19 protein-coding genes are annotated in these 17,063 nt (G+C 78.3%); 7 read left to right on the top strand and 12 right to left on the bottom strand.

All coding sequences use genetic code 11. The features are described 5' to 3' along the window. From rpe to ACUN9U_RS06805, 6 genes are all read right to left on the bottom strand, one after another. Nucleotides 1-654, bottom strand: coding sequence for a ribulose-phosphate 3-epimerase (gene rpe / locus ACUN9U_RS06780; protein WP_445484158.1), 654 nt, complete (start codon nt 652-654; stop codon nt 1-3). A gap of 53 nt (nt 655-707) precedes the next feature. Then, the gene (locus ACUN9U_RS06785) at nt 708-938 is read right to left on the bottom strand and encodes a hypothetical protein (RefSeq protein ID WP_445484159.1); all 231 of its coding nucleotides are present in this window, start codon (nt 936-938) and stop codon (nt 708-710) included. Between the two features lie 221 nt (nt 939-1,159). Next, complete coding sequence (locus ACUN9U_RS06790) at nt 1,160-2,716, bottom strand: RsmB/NOP family class I SAM-dependent RNA methyltransferase (protein ID WP_445484191.1); 1,557 nt, start codon at nt 2,714-2,716, stop codon at nt 1,160-1,162. Between the two features lie 2 nt (nt 2,717-2,718). Further along, entirely contained in the window at nt 2,719-3,702 is a 984-nt protein-coding gene (gene fmt / locus ACUN9U_RS06795; protein ID WP_445484160.1) for a methionyl-tRNA formyltransferase, read from the bottom strand. Nucleotides 3,703-3,780: 78 nt separating this feature from the next. Beyond that, a complete protein-coding gene (locus ACUN9U_RS06800; protein ID WP_445484161.1) occupies nt 3,781-6,018 on the bottom strand; it encodes a primosomal protein N' family DNA-binding protein in 2,238 nt (745 codons plus the stop codon). Between the two features lie 39 nt (nt 6,019-6,057). Continuing rightward, entirely contained in the window at nt 6,058-6,405 is a 348-nt protein-coding gene (locus tag ACUN9U_RS06805; protein WP_445484162.1) for an STAS domain-containing protein, read from the bottom strand. Nucleotides 6,406-6,608: 203 nt separating this feature from the next. Here ACUN9U_RS06805 and ACUN9U_RS06810 point away from each other — a divergent pair, with 203 nt between their 5' ends. Beyond that, nucleotides 6,609-7,070 carry an ATP-binding protein gene (locus ACUN9U_RS06810; RefSeq protein WP_445484163.1) on the top strand — a complete coding sequence of 154 codons (462 nt, stop codon included), beginning with the start codon at nt 6,609-6,611 and terminating at the stop codon, nt 7,068-7,070. After that, nucleotides 7,067-7,477 carry an ester cyclase gene (locus ACUN9U_RS06815; RefSeq protein WP_445484164.1) on the top strand — a complete coding sequence of 137 codons (411 nt, stop codon included), beginning with the start codon at nt 7,067-7,069 and terminating at the stop codon, nt 7,475-7,477. Before ACUN9U_RS06810 ends, ACUN9U_RS06815 begins: the two co-directional genes overlap by 4 nt. A gap of 48 nt (nt 7,478-7,525) precedes the next feature. On the opposite strand, the gene ACUN9U_RS06820 is transcribed toward ACUN9U_RS06815, so the two are convergent. From ACUN9U_RS06820 to ACUN9U_RS06835, 4 genes are all read right to left on the bottom strand, one after another. Continuing rightward, the gene (locus tag ACUN9U_RS06820; RefSeq protein ID WP_445484165.1) at nt 7,526-9,904 is read right to left on the bottom strand and encodes a SpoIIE family protein phosphatase; all 2,379 of its coding nucleotides are present in this window, start codon (nt 9,902-9,904) and stop codon (nt 7,526-7,528) included. After that, nucleotides 9,901-10,284, bottom strand: a complete 384-nt coding sequence (locus ACUN9U_RS06825; RefSeq protein ID WP_445484166.1) for an STAS domain-containing protein — start codon at nt 10,282-10,284, stop codon at nt 9,901-9,903. Before ACUN9U_RS06825 ends, ACUN9U_RS06820 begins: the two co-directional genes overlap by 4 nt. Before the next feature lie 124 nt (nt 10,285-10,408). Further along, the gene (locus ACUN9U_RS06830; protein ID WP_445484167.1) at nt 10,409-11,467 is read right to left on the bottom strand and encodes an aminoglycoside phosphotransferase; all 1,059 of its coding nucleotides are present in this window, start codon (nt 11,465-11,467) and stop codon (nt 10,409-10,411) included. A 105-nt stretch (nt 11,468-11,572) separates the two neighbouring features. Beyond that, on the bottom strand, nt 11,573-12,214 hold the full coding sequence (locus tag ACUN9U_RS06835) for an FMN-dependent NADH-azoreductase (protein WP_445484168.1): 642 nt from the start codon (nt 12,212-12,214) through the stop codon (nt 11,573-11,575). 194 nt (nt 12,215-12,408) lie between these two features. On the opposite strand from ACUN9U_RS06835, the gene ACUN9U_RS06840 reads away from it, so the two are divergent. Further along, nucleotides 12,409-12,891: a MarR family winged helix-turn-helix transcriptional regulator gene (locus tag ACUN9U_RS06840; RefSeq protein WP_445484169.1), complete on the top strand. Its 483-nt coding sequence runs from the start codon at nt 12,409-12,411 to the stop codon at nt 12,889-12,891. A gap of 64 nt (nt 12,892-12,955) precedes the next feature. Beyond that, entirely contained in the window at nt 12,956-13,393 is a 438-nt protein-coding gene (locus tag ACUN9U_RS06845; RefSeq protein ID WP_445484170.1) for a hypothetical protein, read from the top strand. 28 nt (nt 13,394-13,421) lie between these two features. Here ACUN9U_RS06845 and ACUN9U_RS06850 read toward each other — a convergent pair whose 3' ends face one another. Further along, nucleotides 13,422-14,069 carry an MOSC domain-containing protein gene (locus tag ACUN9U_RS06850; protein ID WP_445484192.1) on the bottom strand — a complete coding sequence of 216 codons (648 nt, stop codon included), beginning with the start codon at nt 14,067-14,069 and terminating at the stop codon, nt 13,422-13,424. A gap of 71 nt (nt 14,070-14,140) precedes the next feature. Beyond that, nucleotides 14,141-14,602, bottom strand: coding sequence for a pyridoxamine 5'-phosphate oxidase family protein (locus ACUN9U_RS06855; RefSeq protein WP_445484193.1), 462 nt, complete (start codon nt 14,600-14,602; stop codon nt 14,141-14,143). 191 nt (nt 14,603-14,793) lie between these two features. On the opposite strand from ACUN9U_RS06855, the gene ACUN9U_RS06860 reads away from it, so the two are divergent. The 3 genes from ACUN9U_RS06860 to ACUN9U_RS06870 all read left to right on the top strand — a co-directional run. Next, nucleotides 14,794-14,973: a hypothetical protein gene (locus ACUN9U_RS06860; protein WP_445484171.1), complete on the top strand. Its 180-nt coding sequence runs from the start codon at nt 14,794-14,796 to the stop codon at nt 14,971-14,973. A gap of 64 nt (nt 14,974-15,037) precedes the next feature. Further along, nucleotides 15,038-16,000, top strand: coding sequence for a D-2-hydroxyacid dehydrogenase family protein (locus tag ACUN9U_RS06865; RefSeq protein WP_445484172.1), 963 nt, complete (start codon nt 15,038-15,040; stop codon nt 15,998-16,000). 58 nt (nt 16,001-16,058) lie between these two features. Continuing rightward, on the top strand, nt 16,059-17,063 hold a 1,005-nt coding region (locus ACUN9U_RS06870; protein WP_445484173.1), incomplete at its 3' end, for a hypothetical protein.

Consider the following 17,063-nt stretch of genomic DNA (forward strand, 5'->3'; position numbering starts at 1 on the left):
TCACCCGCCGGCCAGGGCGCGCAGCCGGGCGATCGCGGCGGCGGGGTCGTCGGCGCCGTAGACGGCGGAGCCGGCCACGAAGACGTCGGCACCGGCCTCCGCGCAGCGCTCGACGGTCTCGGCCGAGACGCCGCCGTCGACCTGCAGGCGCACCTCCAGGCCGCTCTCCTCGACGGCGGAGCGCAGGCGGCGCAGCTTGGGCAGGCACCCGTCGAGGAAGCTCTGCCCGCCGAAGCCGGGCTCCACGGTCATGACGAGGACCATGTCGAACTCGCCCAGCCAGTCCAGGTACGGCTCGGCCGGGGTCGCCGGGCTCAGGGCGATGCCGGCCTTCGCGCCGCGGTCGCGCAGCTCGCGGGCCAACCGCACGGGGGCGGCGGCGGCCTCGGCGTGGAAGGTGACGCCGTGGGCGCCGGCCTCGGCGTACTGCGGGGCCCAGCGGTCGGGGTCGGCGACCATGAGGTGGCAGTCCAGCGGCACGGGACTGACCTGCACCAGGCGCTGCACCACCGGCAGGCCGAGGGTGAGGTTGGGCACGAAGTGGGCGTCCATGACGTCGACGTGGGCCCAGTCGGCGGTGGCGATGCGCCCCAGCTCGGCCTCGAGGTTGGCGAAGTCGGCGGACAGGATGCTCGGGGCGATGGTCACGGCCACGCCCGGCAACCTACCCAGGCGCGCGGCGGCCGACCCGGTGGCGCAGCAGCGGCTCAGCGGCGGCGCTCACCGGAGCGGTAGGCCAGGAACACCGCCGCGACGGTGGCGGCGAAGAACACCGGGCTGCCCCAGGTGGCCAGGCCGCGGGCGACGTCGCCCTGCACCAGCCCCACCACCACGCCGACGACGACGGCGAGCAGCGCGCCCAGCCCGATCGTGACCAGGGCGCTGCGGAACGCCCTGCCCGTGCCGCTGCCGCCTCCGGTGCCCGTGCTGCGTGCCACGCCCCCGACCGTAGGGGCGCCGCCACGCCGCCGCCTCTCCCGCGCCGCCGGGTGCCTGGAGGTGTCGCAACCCTGGCGCGACACGTCGGAACAGGGCACCGGTTCCGACACGTCCGGGCAGGGTTGCGACACCTCGTGACGGGGTTCCGGCAGCTCCGGGCGCGGCCCCAGGGGCCCGGGGCGGGCCCGGCACGCGACGGGGCGCGGCGCGGGGGTGGCGGTCAGCGGGGGCGGCGCAGCAGGCTGATGCTCATGGCGTCGGTGCCGTGCAGGTGCGGCCACAGCTGCGCGCGCAGCGACCCCGCTCCCGTGCCGGCGTCGACGCCCGCCAGCTCGCGCAGGACGGCGGGGGCGTCGAGCACCTCGAGCTCCTCGCCGTCCTTCGCCCAGCGGCGCACGACGTCGTCGACCACGGCCTGCGCCTCCGCCGGGTGCGGGCTGCACGTGACGTAGGCGACGACGCCGCCGGGGCGCACGGCCTCCAGCGCCGAGGAGAGCAGCTCGCGCTGCAGCGGCGCGAGCGCCGCGAGGTCGGCGGGGGTGCGGCGCCAGCGCGCCTCGGGGCGGCGGCGCAGGGCGCCCAGCCCGGTGCAGGGGGCGTCGACGAGCACCCTGTCCAGCGCGGCGGGCCGGTCCCGCCCGAGGGTGCGGCCGTCCCCGGCCAGCACCTCCACGCTGCCCGGGCGGGCGGCGACCACGCCGGCCAGCGCCTGCTCCACCAGCTGCGCCCGGTGCGGGGCCACCTCCACGGCCAGCAGCTCCGCCCCGCGCTGCGCGGCGCTGGCCGCCAGCAGGGCCGCCTTGCCGCCGGGTCCGGCGCACAGGTCGGCCCAGCGGGTGTCGCCCTCCCCCTGCAGCGGCGCGGACAGCAGCGCCAGCGCGGCCAGCTGGCTGCCCTCGTCCTGCACGCGGGCGCGGGCCTCGCGCACCGCGGGCAGGCCGCTGGGGTCGCCGTCGGGCAGCACCGCGGCCACCGGCGACCAGCGCCCGGGCTCGGCGCCGGCCGCGAGCAGCTCGGAGACCTCGGTGAGCCCCGGCAGCGCGGCCAGCGCCACCAGCGGCCGGGCGTTGTCGGCGGCCAGCAGGTCGGGCAGCTCCGAGGCCGGGCGGCCGCCCAGCACCAGGGCTTCGCGCAGGGCGCGCACCACCCAGGCCGGGTGGCTCTCGCGCACGGCCAGCGCCGCCGTCGGGTCGGCGCCGGGCCCGGTCAGCGGCGGGGCGACCCTGTCGAGCCAGGTCGCCAGGTCGTGCTCGGAGACCCGCCGGAGCACCGCGTTGACCAGCCCCGCGGGACCAGCACCGACGGCGCCGCGCACGAGGGCGACCGTCTCGCTCACCGCGGCGTGCGGGGCGACGCGGGTGGCGAGCAGCTGGTGGGCGCCCAGGCGCAGCGCGTCGAGCACCGGCGGGTCGAGCTGGGCCAGGGGCCTGTCGACGCAGGCGGCGAGCACCGCGTCGTAGGTGCCTCGGCCCCGCAGCGCCCCGTAGGCCAGCTCCGTGGCGAAGGCGGCGTCGCGTCCGTCGAGACGGGCCTCGCGCAGCAGCCGGGGCAGCACGAGGTTGGCGTAGGCGTCCTGCTCCTCCACGGCGCGCAGGACGTCGAAGGCCACCCGCCGGGCGGGGTCGCCGCTGCGCGGGCGCGCCGAGGGCGCCGTCGCCGACCACGAGCGCCCGGGGCCGCGCTGACCGCCGGGCCGCTGCGGGCCCCGCGGCCCACCGCGGCGCGGGCCGCCGGGGCCCCCCGGGCCGTCAGGGCGGGGACGGCGCTCCGGCGGCAGGGTCACGCGAGCACCTCGCCGTCGCCGAGCCGGGCGCCGCGCGCCCACGCGGCGGCGGGCATGGCGCGCTTGCCGGCGGGCTGGACGTCGCCGAGCCGCACCGGCACGGTGGCGGTGCCCACGAGCACCTCCTGGCCCTGCACGAGGACCTCGCCGGGGGCCAGGCGCGGCGCCGCGCCCGTGGCCAGGGCCACCGGCGCGAGGGGCTCGACGGGACCGAGCTTGAGCCGCTCGACCCCGAGGACCGCCGCCGCACCGTCCGCTGCGGTCCGCTGCACCGTGGTCCAGGCGCCGGGCGCGGGCGTGACGCCCCGCACGCGGCGGTCCACGGCGAAGGCCGGCTCGTCCCAGCGCACGCGGGCGTCCTCCACGGTGACCTTGGGCGCCAGGCTGACCCCGTCGGCGGGCTGCGGCACCGGCACCAGGGCGCCGGACTCCAGTCCGTCGAGGGTGGCGACGAGGAGCCTCGCGCCGTCCGCGGCGAGCCGGCCGAGCAGCTCTCCGGAGGTCTCCCGCGCGCCGATGGTCGTCGTCGTCGTCCCCAGGACCGGGCCGGTGTCCATGCCCTCCTCCAGGAGGAAGGTGGTCGTGCCGGTGACGTCGTCCCCGGCCATCACCGCGCGCTGCACCGGGGCGGCCCCGCGCCAGGCCGGCAGCAGGGAGAAGTGCAGGTTCACCCAGCCCAGCCGCGGCACGTCCAGCACCGGGCGGGGAAGGAGCGCGCCGTAGGCGACCACGGGGCAGCAGTCGGGGCGCAGCGCCGCCAGGCCCGCGACGAAGTCGGGGTCGGAGGCGCGGGCCGGCTGCAGCACCGGCAGCCCGGCGGCCAGCGCGCGCACCACGACGGGGCTCTGCAGCGCGCGCCGGCCTCGGCCGGCGACGGCGTCGGGCCGCGAGACGACGCCGACCACCTCGTGGTCGGAGGCGAGCAGCGCCTCCAGCGCCGTCGCGGCGACGGCGGGCGTGCCGGCGAAGACGATGCGCACCCGGTCACGGTACCGACCGGCCACGGCCGCCCCGCCTGCTCTCCCGCCGCCGGCTCCGGCCACCCGGGGCTGGACGCCTCAGACGACGTGCTCGGGGTCCAGCTGCACGCGGACCGAGCCGGCCTCCTTGCGGGCGCTGCGGACGGCGACGGCGCCCTGCAGCGCCCTGGCCAGCGCAGCGCGCTCCGCCAGCGGCACCCTGACCAGCGCGAACGCGCGCGGAGCGGCGTCCTCGCTCTCGCGCACCGGCCGCCGCTCGGCCTCCAGCGGCGTGGGGCCGAGCACCTCCGCGTGCGGCGGCAGCCCGGCGGCGCCACCTCCGGGAGGCTCCAGCGCGGCCAGCAGCGCGTCGACGGCCGCGGCCGTCCCGTCGAGCCGGGCGAAGGCCGCGGCGGGCGGCAGCCCCAGCTCGCGGCGCTCCGCCAGCTCGCGGGAGGCGTGCCAGGCCGGGTCCCACCGCACGAGGGCCTCCACCGGCGGGACGCCGGCCGGCGCGAGCAGCACCACCGCTCCCCCGGCCGACTGCGGCCGCACGAGCGCGGCCGCGGCCGTCCAGCGCCGCAGCGCCTCCTCGGCGGCGCGCAGCTCCTCGCGCTCCAGCAGCGCCCACCCGTCCAGCAGCAGCGCCGCGGCGTACCCGCCCTCGGCGACGGGCTCCGCGCCGGGGGTGCTGATGACCAGCGCGGGCCCGCCGTCGACGGCCTCCAGCACGCCCGCCCCTCCCCCGGAGGTCCTCACGGGGACGCCGGGGAAGGCGCGGCCCAGCTCCTCGGCGGTCCGGCGGGCGCCGACCACGGCTGAGCGCAGCTGGTCCCCACGACACTGCGGGCAGGTCCACTGCGGGTCGTCCGTGCTGCACCAGCGGCACACCGGGTGCTGGTCGGCGCCGGTCAGCTGCAGCGGACCGGAGCAGCGGCGGCAGCGGGCGCGGGCGCGGCAGTGGTCGCAGCGCAGCGTGAGCAGGTAGCCGCGCCGAGGCACCTGCACCAGCACCGGCCCGGGCCCGGCCTGGCCCGGCAGGCGCCCCGCGAGCGCGGCCTGGGCGGTGCGGAAGGCCAGGGACGGGAGGCGGGCGGAGCGGGCGGCGGCGTCGCGCTCGGCCTCGACGTCGTCGCCGGGCAGCAGCACGCGCGGGGAGGCGGTGCGAACCACCTCGCGGGGCGCCTCGACGGCGCGGGCCCACCCCTGCTCCACCCAGCGCTGGGCCTCGGCGGTGCGGCTGTGGCCGGCGACCAGCAGCGCGGCGCCGGTGCGCTCGGCGCGCAGCGCCAGCACCTCCCGCACGTGCGGGTAGGGGGCGTGGGGCTCGGCGTGGAGGTCGTCGCCGTCGTCCCAGACGGCGAGCAGCCCGAGGTCGGCGACGGGCGCGAGCGCGGCGGCGCGGGTGCCGACAGCCACCCGCACCTGCCCGCGGCGCAGCGCGAGCCAGGCGGCGTAGCGGGCGGCGGGGCCCTGGTCGGCGGTCAGCCGGACGTGGCGGGGGGCGGAGCGGGTGCCGCCGAGGGCGGCCGACAGCGCCGCGTCGACGCGGACGACGTCGCGGTGGTCGGGGACGACCAGCAGCGCGCCCCGGCCGGCTGAGAGCGCCGCCCGGGCCGCGGCGGCCAGCGCAGCGGGCCAGTCCTGCGACGGCTCGCGCGAGGGCAGGGCCGTCCACACCGCGCGCACGCCGGCGGTGGCGCTGGGCGCCGCCAGCCGCTCCAGCAGCGCGGGCCCCGCGGGGTAGGCCGACCAGGGGCCGTGCGGGTCGCGGGGGTCGGGCGCCGGGGGGCGCCGCGGACCCGCCGCGGAGGCGTCGGCGGGGCCCTCGCCCGCCTCGTCGCCGGCCCCGGCTGCGGCGCGCTCCGCCGTCGTCCTCTCGGTGGTGGCGTGGCGGCGCGGCACGGCCAGGCGCAGGACGTCGGCCAGGGTGCCGCCCCACCGGTCGGCCACCGCGCGGCAGGTGGCGAGCAGCTCGGCGTCGAGGACGGGCTCGGGCGAGACCACGGCCCGCAGCGGGGCGAGCCGGCCGGTGTGCTCCGCCACCGCCTCGCGGCTGAGCAGGAAGCCCTCGACGTCCTGCCCGGCGAAGCGGACCCGCACGCGCACCCCGGCGCGGGCGGCCTCGGCCATGGAGGCGGGGACGGCGTACTCGAAGGCCCTGTCGAGGTGGGGCAGCGGGACGTCGACGACGACGCGGGCCACCGGGTCGACCTCGGCCACGGGCTCGGGCGGCTTCGGCGGGCGCCGGCGCCCCTTCGCGGCGGCGGCCCTGGCGGCCGCGGCAGCGGGGACGTCGAGGACGAGCTCACCCGGTCCCTGGGACGCCGCCGCCACGCCTCCCACTGTGCCAGCCGTCGCCGACAGCCCCCGGCGTCAGCCGGCGAGCGGATGCTCCAGCGCCTCGCCGACGTCGGGGTGGATGTGGAAGGAGCTGGTCAGCCCCGTCGCCCGCAGGACCTGGGTGGTCAGGTCGTTCGGGCCGGCCAGGCGAAGGTCGCCCCCGTGGGAGCGGGCCCGCCGCAGGCCCCCGACGAGCACCCCCAGGCCGCTGGAGTCGATGAAGGGGACGTCGGACAGGTCGACGACGACGTCGTGGCGCCCCTGGCCGACGAGGTCCACCAGCTGCTGGCGCAGCTGCGGCGCCGTGTACAGGTCCACGTCACCGTGGACGGTCAGCACGTCGACGCCTCCGCGGACGTCGTGGTCGATGCGCAGGGTCATGCCGCTCTCCTCGGGCACACGCACCGGCGAGCCCCGGCGCGTGCAGGGCACCCCACCACACCTCGGCCGGCTCGGCACGTCACGGGCCGGCGGGCCGGCGGAGGGCCTCCCGAGTGGTCTGCATCACATCCGGCGGCCATGCTCGTCGCAGGCATCCGCAGCAGCGAGGGGCGTCGGGGATGGGTCACGGGTGTGCGAGGACGGTGCTGTCGCTGCCCCACAGCGAGGCGGCCGCCCGCACCGTCAGGGCGCACCTGGCCGGTGTGGGCGCGGCGTGGAGGCCGCAGGTGCTGCACGCCGCGCTGCTGCTGGCCACCGAGGCGGTGACCAACGCCGTGCGCCACGCGCCGGCGGCACCGGTGCTCGTGCGCATCGCGGACGACCCCGAGCGCCTCGGCATCGAGGTGGTCGACGCCGGCACCTCCCCGCTGCCGCCCGCGCGGTGCCAGGGCGGCCCCATGCCGCACAGCCAGCACCTCGGCGGCCGGGGCCTGCCGCTGTTCGGGCTGCTCTCGGACGGCTGGGGCAGCCAGCTGGAGGCCGTGGAGGACGAGGGCAAGGAGGCGGGCGCGCGCCATGTCGTGTGGTTCGAGCTGGCCCACGGCGCTGAGCCGCTCACCCGGGCCGCGGGCCGCGGGCACCGCTCGGCGGCGGCACCGGGGTGACGGCGACCCGGGCCGAGCTGGTCGACCTCTACGAGGGCTACCTGGCCTGCTGCAACGCCCACCGGATCGAGGACCTGGGCCGCTTCGTGGACGACTCGGTCACCGGCTCCGGGCCCCGGGACGGGCTGGCCGCGTACGTCGAGGCCGTGAGGGCGGTGATCACCGGGTTCCCCGACTACCGGTGGGAGCTCCAGCAGCTGCTGGTGGACGGCGACACCGTGGCGGCGCGGCTGGTGGGGCAGGGCACGCACACCGGCGTCTTCGAGGGCGTCGCCCCCACGGGGCGGACGGTGCGCACGCAGGAGCTCGTCGTCTACCGGGTGGCCGGCGGCAAGATCGTCGGCTGCTGGGGCGACCTGTTCCCCGTGGTCCGCGACGCGCTGCTCGAGCGCACCGGGCGCGGCTGACCCGTCCGCCGCCTCCGGGCGCTCGTGCCCGCCCCGCGGGCCGGGCGCTCAGGTGAGGCAGAGGGCGACGACGGCGACGTCGTCGGTGGGCACCGGCGGCAGCATCTCCGCCAGGACCAGGTCGAGCAGGCGGTGGTGGTCGGAGGCGTCCGGAGCCACCCGGGCGACCACCTCCCGCAGCTTCTCGATGCCGCGCTGCAGCGGCTGGTCGCGCCGCTCCACCAGCCCGTCGGTGTAGAGCAGCAGCGTGGCCCCGACCGCGAGGGGGTGCTGGGTCTGGCGGCGCGCGGTGCCCGGGTCGACCCCGAGCAGCAGGTCCGTGGTCGGCGCGGTGAGCACGCGCACGCTGCCGTCGGCGTCCAGCACCAGCGGCGGGGGGTGGCCCGCGTTGGACCACTCGGCCAGCACGGAGGCCACCACGCCCGGAGCGCCGGCGGGCTGCTCGGGCTGCTCGGGCTCGGGCGCCGGCAGCCGGACCACGGCGGCGGTGGCCGTCGTGTCCATCCCCGAGGCCCGCATGAGGGCGTCGGCGCGGCGCAGCACCTCCGAGGGGCCGTCGTCGGTGAGCATCCCCAGCGTGCGCACGGTCGAGCGCAGCTGCGCCATCGAGGCGGCCGCGTCGGTGTCGTGGCCCATGACGTCGCCGATGACGGCGACGGCGGCGCCCGAGGGCTGGGTGAAGACGTCGTAGAAGTCCCCGCCCACCCGCGCGGCCTCGGCAGCGGCCACGTAGCGCACCGCCACGCTGACGTGCGGGGGCACGGCGCCCGGTGACAGCGTCAGCAGGGAGCGCTGCAGGCCCTCGGCCAGGTCGCGCTGCTGGCGGAACAGCCGGGACCTGTCCAGCGCCAGGCCGGCGCGCGCGGCGATGTCAGCGCCCAGGTCGACGTCGCGCTGGGTGAGGGGCTCGCGCCCGGGGTCGGTGCCGATGGTCAGCAGCCCGAGCGTCCGCCCGGCGCTGCGCAGGGCCAGGGTGGCCATCGAGGAGGGGGCCAGCTCGAGCAGGGCGTCGCGGGTGAGCCCCGGCGCCATGAGCTGGGCGAGCCGCTCCGCGACGCCCGTCCCCTCGTCGTCGGCGAGGTCGGGGACCGCCACGGTGACGGCGTCCGGGCCCAGCAGCGACTGCAGCAGGCGCTGCCCGCCGGCGCCGAGCTCGGACAGGCGGTGCTCGGCGATGGTGCGCACGAGGTCGAGCCGGGAGGCGTCGTGGTGCCACCACGCGACGTCGCGCAGGCCGTGCCGCCGGCGCCCCGCGGGCGCAGCGCTCGCGGCGTCGCCGTCGTCGCCGTGGACGGCGTCGACCTGCGTGTCGTCCCCGACCACCGCGACCACCGCGAAGTCGGCCAGCGCGGGCACCACCAGGCGCGCCAGCCGGTCGACCGCGACGGCGGCGTCGGTGACCTCCGAGAGCTGGCGCGTCACCTCCGCCAGCAGCTGCAGGCGGGAGTTGGCCACCTCGGCCTCGGCGCGGGCGGCCTGCTCGGCGGCGAGCGCCCTGTCGCGCTCGGCGTCGGCGGCGATCCGGCCCGAGACGTCGGTCTGGATGCCCACGTAGTGGGTGACGTCGCCGGCCGCGTCGACGACGGGGCTCATGGCCACCTGGTTCCAGAACGCGGTGCCGTCGGCGCGGTAGTTGAGGAGCACCTCGGTGATGGACCTGCCGGTGCTCAGCGCCTCGCGCATGCGCCGGGTGGAGGCCGGGTCGGTGCCGGGGCCCTGCAGGAAGCGGCAGTTGCGCCCCACCGCCTGGTCGAAGGAGTAGCCGGTCACGGCGGTGAAGGCGGGGTTCACCCACACCAGGGGCAGGTCCGGCTCGCGCGCGTCGGCCACGGTGAAGGACAGCCCGGTGGCCAGCACGGCGGCCTCGCGCAGCGACTGCTCGCGGTCGGGTGCGGCCACCTCGCGCCCGCGGGTGTGGGCCTCGTGGGCGCGCTGCTGCATCTCCTCGCGCTCGCGCACCGGCAGGAAGACGACCAGCGCCCGCCCCTGCAGGTCGGGGGCGTCGTCCAGGGGCAGGGCCACGACCCACAGCGGCTCGCGGCTGCCGCCCATCGCCGAGCGGCGGGCGGCGGAGACCCCCTGCCCGGCGACGGGCTCGAAGCGCGCGATGCGGATGAGCGGGTGCGCCGTCTCGTCCAGCGGCTCCCCGTCGAGGTCGCGCAGGTCCGCCGCGGCGGACCACTCCTCCACCGGCACCGGCAGCACCAGGCCGGGGGCCAGCTGGCCGGCGACCTCGTTGGCGTACATCACCCGGCGGGCGGCGAGGTCGACGACGAGCACCGCCGCGGGGGCGTCGGGGCGCACCTGCGCCACGCCGCGGGGCAGCACGAGGCGCTCGCCGCCGTCCCGCTCCAGCCCGAGCGCCGCCCGGCCCAGGGGGTCCCGCCCGACCGCACCCCCGCGGGCCGACGAGCCGTCGCCGCTCACGCGGAGGCGTCCTGCTGGCCGAGGTGCGCGAGCGCCTCGTCGCGGGTGTCGAAGACGCGCAGCACCGCGGGCAGGCCCAGGGAGCCCATGAGGTGGCGCAGCTCGGAGGTGGGTCCGCAGATGACCAGGTCGCCGCCGCGGGCGCGCACGTCCCGCAGGACCGACAGCAGCGCCCCGACCCCGGTGGAGTCGACGAAGGGCACCTCGGTGAGGTCGACCAGGACGACGTGCGCCCGCTGCCCGCCCTCCTCCGGCTCCGCCAGGAGGCGCGGCGACCACCCCCGCAGCTCCGGGGCGGCCTGGAGGTCGAGGTCACCGACCAGCTGGAGCACCTCGACGCGGTGGTCGCGGTGCAGGTCGACGTCGAGCGGGCGGCGCACAGGGCCTCGTTCCGGGTGTTCGCGGCTGCCGCAGCGTGCGCGGCCGGCTCCGGCGGTCGCCGGTGCTCCCCGAGATGATCGCTGACGCCCGGCGACCTCGCTCGTCGAGCCCCGCCGCGGGCCGTCAGCGGCTCCCGGTGAGGACCAGCGCCTCGTCGCACCAGCGCACCAGGTGCGCCAGCACCACGCCCCGCTGGGCGTACAGGTGCCCGGGGTCCGCGCTGCGGTGGTAGGCCCGGTGCTCCGGAGCGCCCGCGTCCTGGAGCAGCCGCGGCAGCAGCCAGGCGTACTTCACGCAGGAGGCGAGCACCCCCAGGCGCGCCTCGTCGGTGCCGCCGCGCCACCCGCCCTCGCGCAGTCCGGTCAGGTAGGCGGACGTGCACGCCTCCTCGAGCTCCTCGAAGCGCTCCGCCGGCCAGAAGAGGTCGAGCACGGCGTCCGGGACGTGGTTGCCCAGGTCCTCCCCCACCGCCCCGTCCCCGGTGAACGCCCAGTCGAGCAGCACCACCGCACCGCTCGGGCGGCGCACCTCGTTGGCCACCCACACGTCGAGGTGGCTGCGCGTGCGGGGCAGGGACTCCTCCACCCGCAGCAGCTGCTCGCGGGCCGCCAGCAGCCGCAGCCACCCGGCCCGCAGGGACGGCGGCCAGGTGCCGCGGACCAGCGGCTGGCGCCAGGCGTCGTCGTCGTCGACGAGGTCCCAGGCCACGCGCTTGCTGCCGGAGTACTGCCGCAGGAAGCCCCGCGACGCCCACGGCGCCTCCTGCGGACCCCGCGACTGCCAGCGGCCGAGCCCGGTGGCCAGCGCGGCGTGGTCGGCCAGCTCGAAGCGCTCGCCGGGGCGGCCCCCGACGTCCTCCAGCCACAGCACCGCCCCGCGCCCGCCCTCGACGTCCTGCACCTGGCAGGTCGGCAGGTCCAGCCCGGTGCCGGCCAGGCCGGCGCGCACGGCGGCGTCGCGGTGGACGTCGGCCTCGCGCCGCCAGGAGTTCCAGTGGCGCGGGTCGTCGGAGGCGGCCCACGGGCGCGATGCCGGCACCGCCCCGGCGGCCAGCGCGCGCAGCTCCTTGCGCACCAGCGTCCGCCCGTCGGCGAGCCTGACGCGCTCCACCGACGCGGTGACCTCGTTGAGCGGGTTGTGGCGCAGCTCCTCGCGGGCGACGACGGCGGCGTCCAGGTCCACGCCGCCCATCCTCGACCCGGCCGGTGCGGCCCGTGGCGGCTCCCCCGCTGCGGCTGCACCACCGGGTGGGCGGTGGCGCAGCCGGGCGGCGGGTCCGGCCGGCGGTCAGGCGACGGGGACGACGCCGAGCGCGCGACCGGCCTCGCGGGCGGCCGACAGCGCCTCGGTGTGCAGGACCCTCGCCTGCTCGGTGAAGGCGTCGAGCGCGGGGTTGACCCCCACGAGCGTGAACTCGCGCTCGACCACGGTGAGGTCGGCGCCCCACACGTCGGCGAGGATGCGCCGCAGGTAGCCGGTGGAGTGGTCCCAGCCCTCGCGCGGCGTGCCGGCGCCGTAGCTGCCGCCGCGGACGGTGGCGAGCACGGTGGGGGTCCCCTCGAGCAGGCGGGAGCCGGGGCTGCTGCCCGCGATGACGAGGTCGACCCACGCCTTCAGGTGCTGGGAGACGCCGTAGTTGTACAGCGGGACGGCCAGCAGCACGGCGTCGGCCGACGTCAGCTCGTCGACCAGCTCGGAGGCCAGGGCCAGCGCGCCGCGCTGCTCGGGGGTGCGGGCGTCCTCGGGGGTCATCGCCCCGGCGACGGCCTCGCCCCAGGCGGTGGCCGGCACCGGCTCGGTGCCCACGTGGCGGCGCACGACGGCGTCGCCCGGGTGGGCGTCGCGCCACTCGGCCTCGACGGCGTCGGCCAGCTCGCGGCTGGCGGAGCCGTCGACGCGGATGCTGGCGTCCAGGCGGAACAGGCTCATGGGATCTCCTCGCTCGGGCCGTGACTTCACGGGTGAAGTGAAGGTACCACGTCACTTCAGGCTTGGAGTCATTCGTCCGGGTGGCGACGCCGAGGGGCGCGGCGCACTACCGTCGAGGGGTGGCGGAGGACCCCTGCGGCGAGGACGGCCGCGCGACGGCTCCCGCGGCGGGCGCCGGAGGGCGAGGAGCCGCGGTGACCAGCACCGACGGCCCGCCCGGCGGGTGGCTGACCCACGAGCAGCAGGAGGCGTGGAAGGCGGTCGTCGGCCTGGCCTCCCTGCTGCCGGGCCCGCTCGACGCGCAGCTGCAGCGGGAATCGGGCCTGAGCCTGTTCGAGTACATGGTCCTCAGCTCCCTGTCGATGCAGCCGGGCCGCAGCGCGCGGATGAGCTCCCTGGCGCGGCTGGCCAGCGGGTCGCTCTCGCGGCTGTCCAACGTGGTGAAGAAGCTCGAGGACCGCGGACTCGTGCAGCGCTCGCCCGACCCCGCCGACGGCCGGTTCACCGTGGCGGAGCTCACGGACGCCGGGTGGGACGTCGTCGTCGCTGCGGCTCCGGGGCACGTCGAGGCGGTCCGCACCCACGTGCTGACCCCGCTGGAGCCCGAGCACCTGAGGGCGCTGGTCGACGTCGCTGAGCGGCTCTCGGCGATGCCGGGCCTCCCCCCGGACTGCTGAGCCCCCGGCCCCGTGGGGCGCGTCGTCCTTGCGCCGCAGGTCAGCGGCGCTCCACCATCTGTGGGTGAGCGTCCACGACGACGCGGTCAGCGCCGACCTCGCCCCCTCCCTGGAGCCGCTGCGCCTGCCGCACCTGCTGCTGCTCGCCGGGGCGGTGCTCGGCTGCGCGGCGCTCTTCGCCCTCACGGTCGGGCACGGCTACCTCGTCAACGACCTGCAGCGCGTGCCGCTGGACCGGCTGGCCAGCGCAGCGCCCGCCCCGCGGGACCTGCCCGTCCCTCCCTCGGCCACCACCCAGCTGCTCGGCTACCTCGCCATCGTCACCACCCCCCTGGTCGGCTTCGTCGGGCTCCTCGTGGCCGGGGTCGACGCGGTGGCCTCGGTGCGTGGGGGGCGCACGCCGCGACAGGTCGGCCCGGCCGCCGCGGTGGCGGCGCTGTCCGCGGCGGTGCTCGTCGGCTGCGCGGTGCTCAGCCCGCTGGCCACGTGGTGGCTGGACTGACCCGGGCCCGGCGGACCCGGCTCGCGCGTCAGGCGCCGAGGCGGCGCAGCAGCTGCGCGCGGTCCTCGGCGGGCAGCTCGGGCACCTCGCGCAGCAGCGGCAGGAGCTCCGGGCTCGTCGTCGTCGCGGCGAAGACCGTCCGCACGTCCACCCCGTGCGCGGGCCGCGACACCACCCGCACGGCGTCCCCGGCGGCGAGGTGCCCCTCGCGCAGCACGCGCAGGTAGGCGCCCGGCGTGCGGGCCTCGGTGAAGCGCGGCACCCACCGCTCCTGGTCCAGCCACACGGCGAACGTCACGCACGGCACGCGGGGACAGCTCACCTGGAGCAGCGCCGTCCCGACCTCCCACACCTCGCCGATGACGGCGCCGCTGACGTCGACGCCCTCCGTGGTGAGGTTCTCCCCGAAGGCGCCGCCGGGCAGGTCCCTGCCCAGCTCGCGGCCCCACGCGTCGAGGTCCTCGCGGGCGTAGGCGTAGACCGCCTGGTCGTCGCCGCCGTGGTGCGCGGTGTCGCTGATGTGGTCGCCGGCGAGCCCGCTGGCGCCGCTGCGCCCCGCGAGCTTCGGCCCCGGCGCCCGCACGGCCACCGGCCCGGCCACGGGGCGCTTGTCGATGCCCGTGGTGCCGCCCTTGGCGGCGATGGGCCGCTCGCGCCCGACGTTGACCGAGAGCACCCGCCCGGCGCCGCCGGCCCCGGCGCCGCCGTCCCCCACGCCGCGGTCCGCGGCGGCGCCCAGCCCGGCGGTCACCGGTAGAGCCCGTCGGCGTAGCGCGAGCCGTGGTAGCGCTGCAGCTCCTCCAAGGGGGTGTCCGGCCGCTCGAGGGCCTTGGCGAGGTGCGCCCGGCTCGGCACCCCGGCGCCGACGGCGCGCTCACCGCCGTCCCAGGTGGCGGTGTCCCACAACTCTGAGCGCATGGCCAGCACGTCGAGGAACCCGTCCACGCGGCGGTTGCCGGGCCGCTCGGGGACGGCGACGGTCCGGTCGTCCAGCACGCGCACGAAGCCGGGCGGGTCGCCCTTGGGCGAGACGTCGCAGCGCCCGTCGGCGCCGGCCGTGGCGAGCAGGCAGAACGGGGACGCCGCCAGCCAGGCCCTGTCGAGCCCGTGGAGGCGGTCGCGCTGCTTGGCCGGCGCGACCGGGGCGGGCTGGCCGACCAGGGCGCGCAGCTCCGCCTCGGACGTCACGACGTCGCCCCGGTCCTGCAGTCCCACGCGCCGCAGTCTGGCCCGCGGCAGCCGGCAGGTCCACCGGCTCCCGACCCCGTGGCCCGGCGCCGTGGTGGGGCGGGTCCGGGCGGCTCGCCGGTGGATGACAGCAGTCCGACGGGTGGCTGGCAGGTGTCTGGAGAGCGTCCGGAACGCCAGCGGAACCGGCTGCGGAGCGTGATGCTTGACCCGTGGACGCACACGACGCCTTCTCCCTGGACCTGCACGCCGTCGAGCCCGGCCTCATCCCTCAGCCGCGCCGCCACACGCAGGGGCTGGTCTGGCCCGCCTGCGAGTGCGCCGGCTGCTTCGACGAGGGCGGCAGCACCTGGACGACCATCACCCGGGTCCCGGCCAGCACCTCCCGCTGACCGGCCGGGCCGCCCGGCCGGCGGCCCGGGCGCACGCGGCACCGCCGCCGCGTAGCGTCACCGCGTGCGGACCGTGGTGCTCGACGACTACCAGCGCGTCGCGCTCGACAGCGCGGACTGGGGCTCGCTGCCCGACGACGTCGCCGTCGACGTCGTCCACCAGCACCTGACGGGCGCGGCCCTGCGCGGCGCGCTGGCCGGGGCCACCGCGGTGGTCGTCATGCGCGAGCGGACGGCGTTCGACGCGGAGCTGCTGGCCGACCTGCCCGACCTGCGCCTGCTGGTGACCACGGGGATGGGCAACGCCGCCGTCGACATCGGCGCCTGCCGTGAGCGCGGCGTGCTGGTGTGCGGCACGGGCATGGTCGAGCCCGCCACCGCGGAGCTGACCTGGGCGCTGCTGCTCGCGCTGGTCAAGCAGGTGCCGCGCCTGGACGCCGGGGTCCGCGCCGGGGCGTGGCAGCAGCGCCTGGACCGGGCCTCGGGTATCGGCGGCGACCTCGCCGGCGCGGTGCTGGGCGTCATGGGCCTGGGCAAGCTCGGCCAGCGGGTGGCGCGGGTGGCGCAGGCCTTCGACATGGACGTCCTGGCGTGGTCGCAGCACCTGGACGCCGACCTCGCCCGCGGCCTGGGCGTGGAGCCGACGTCGAAGGAGGAGCTGCTGGCCCGCTCCGACGCCGTGACGCTGCACCTGAAGCTGTCCGAGCGCTCGCGCGGCGTCATCGGTGCCCGCGAGCTGGCGCTCATGAAGCCGGGGGCGCTGCTGGTGAACACCTCACGGGGCCCCTTGGTCGACGAGGCCGCCCTGCTCGACGCGCTGCGCTCGGGGCACCTGGGCGGTGCGGGGCTGGACGTCTACGACGTCGAGCCGCTGCTCGAGGACCACCCGCTGCGCACCGCGCCGCGCACCGTGCTCACCCCCCACGTCGGCTACGTCAGCGAGGCGACGTACCGCACCTTCTACCGCGACGCCGTCGAGGACGTCGCCGCCTGGCTGGCCGGCTCCCCGGTGCGCGTGCTCACCTGACGCGCCCGGCGCCCGTCGCGCACTCCGGGCTGTCGGTGGTGGGTGGTGTGATGTGGACATGAGTTCGACGTCGGTCTCGCTGCTGGAGGAGCGCCTCGCGGCGCGCCTGTGGTGGCAGGCCGCGGACGTGCACCCCGCCGAGTACGAACTCGACCCCGAGGTGCGGCTGCTCGACGGTCCCTTCGAGGACGACGACGAGGGCGCCCGGCCGCCCGACGGACCGGCCGACGGATCGGCCGAGGGGCGGCCGGCGCTGCCGCCGGAGGCGTGCCTGGTCGGGGTGCGGGACCAGGCGGCGCTGGCGTGGGCTGCGCTGAGGCCCGGGGTGGAGCTGGTGCGGGCGGTGGAGGGGCTGTGGGCCGACCTCGCCGCCGACCTGGAGGCGTCGTGCCGCTCCACCGACGTCGCTGCTGCTCTCGAGGGGGCGGACGATGGCCCGGCCGCCCAGGGCTCGAACCGGTCTGAGGGCTCGGAGGGCGCGGAGTCGCCCCAGCTGGGCCACGACTCAAGGCCTCCCGGGTCAGCCGTCTCGGACGCGGAGCTGGTCGAGGCCGTCGCGGCGTGTGAGCGGCAGATCTCCGCGCTGGCCGCCCACCGCGACCTGCTCGCCGGGGTCTTCGCTACCCGCCGCCAGTCCGAGGCCGAAGCCGACCTGGCGCAGGCGCGCGCCGCCTCGGCTGCTGACGGGAAGGGGCGTCCGTGGGCCACCCGGGTGCGCTCCACCGCACCGACGGAGCTGTGCGCCCGCCTCGGGATCGGCAGCAGTGCGGGGGAGGCGATGGTCGAACGCGGCCTGGCCGCGGTCGGCTGCCACCGCGACGTGGCAGCCGCGATGGCCGCCGGGGCGCTGCCTGCGGGTGCGGGGACCTGGCTGCTGGAGGAGCTCTCCAGCGTGCGCACGACGTCCTACCTGTCGGCGCTGGAGCGGGAGAGCGCCGCCCGCGAGCAGGCCCTGGCCGACCAGCGGGCCGGTGAGGACGCTGCCCGCGCCGCCGCAGGCGGCCCGGCGCTGACCGGCGAGGCGCTGAAGGCTCGGGCTGTTGCTGACCAGGCGGCCGTCGAC

It is taken from the genome of Quadrisphaera sp. KR29 (assembly GCF_052644995.1).

Bases quoted from the DNA above. Each gene is read 5' to 3' on its own strand.
- ACUN9U_RS06835 (WP_445484168.1), bottom strand. From the start codon at position 12,214: ATGAGCCTGTTCCGCCTGGACGCCAGCATCCGCGTCGACGGCTCCGCC.
- ACUN9U_RS06805 (WP_445484162.1), bottom strand. From the start codon at position 6,405: ATGACCCTGCGCATCGACCACGACGTCCGCGGAGGCGTCGACGTGCTG.